Source organism: Nonlabens ulvanivorans (assembly GCF_000732625.1).
GTDB classification, from domain to species: domain Bacteria; phylum Bacteroidota; class Bacteroidia; order Flavobacteriales; family Flavobacteriaceae; genus Nonlabens; species Nonlabens ulvanivorans.
This window is the reverse complement of record NZ_JPJI01000041.1, coordinates 1-1130: the sequence shown is the minus strand read 5'-3', so window position 1 is coordinate 1130 and position 1130 is coordinate 1. Positions and strand designations below refer to the sequence as shown.

Here is a 1130-nt window from a genome sequence, read left to right as displayed (position 1 = left end):
TTGCCTGGTGCACCATAATCTGGCATTCCTGCTGTGAATCCTGTAGAATTATCTGCGGTTGCCGTAACAGTGAACGTAGCAGACTCACCTGTCGTAGCCGTTTGGTCTACAGGCTGCATTGCCGGAACATTAACTTGTGTTGCTAGTATTTCATTTCCGCTTGCACCATCATAACCTCCTGTAGCAGGAGAACTTCCTGTAACGAGCCCATCACCATCAACAGTTGTTGGCAGAACACCAAGTACACCATCATCATCATTATCCGTCCCTCCAGATTCTAAAACGTCATTACATAAGTCGTTATCTGAATCTAAATCAAAGGAGTTTATAATACCATCATTATCTGAGTCACATCGTAAGTAAATAGCAAAAGCAACAGCTTGTTGTGCTGTACCTGGACTTGCAACTGACACATCAATTGATGTTGTGTTTTTTGAAAAATACAAACTATTACCATTTCCTTCTAAATCATAAGTTCCTAAAACATCTAAAGTTTGGTTATTTACATTAAACTGTCCTGGTGATACTCCTGTAAGGATTGATTCTAAAAATGTCCAATCACCTCCATTAGTTTGGAAAGAAATTGTTTCTGGACCATTACCTTGGTTGTTAGGAGTAGTAGCTTCTGCATCAATGGCAATAATATCTAAAGGATAAGGGATCCCGTTTTTTAATGCAGTGAATTCCACTGTAAAAGAAAAATCTTGTGTATCTGCATTTCCATAAAGTGCTTCTGCACTTCCTGGAGTATTGTATAATACATTTATTAAAGACTGACCAAATGTTGGAGATTCAAAAGTATTTAAATCATTTGTATCTATTGATTGAGTTCCAGTTCCGTTTACAACAACATTAGAAAAAGTAGCCGTTATTTCTAAATCATTAACCGTAAAGGTTTGTGTATCTCCATTATTTAAAGTTCCTCCAATACTAGACCAATCAAAAATATACAATTGATCTTGGAAGTTACCTGTACCTTCATTTGAGTTTGCAAGATTAGGTTGATCACATCGTTCTTCTACTGTATCCAAGATTCCATCATTATCATCATCTAGATCACATACATTATTTATACCATCTGCATCTGGGTCGTTTGCTGTAACCATACCTGCTGTTGCACCGTCTGTACA

General features: G+C 37.2%; 1 protein-coding gene. It reads right to left on the bottom strand.

The window, feature by feature from the left end:
* Window positions 1–1130, bottom strand: a 1130-nt coding sequence (locus IL45_RS15190; RefSeq protein ID WP_036585611.1) for a CshA/CshB family fibrillar adhesin-related protein, incomplete at both ends; no start/stop codon positions are given.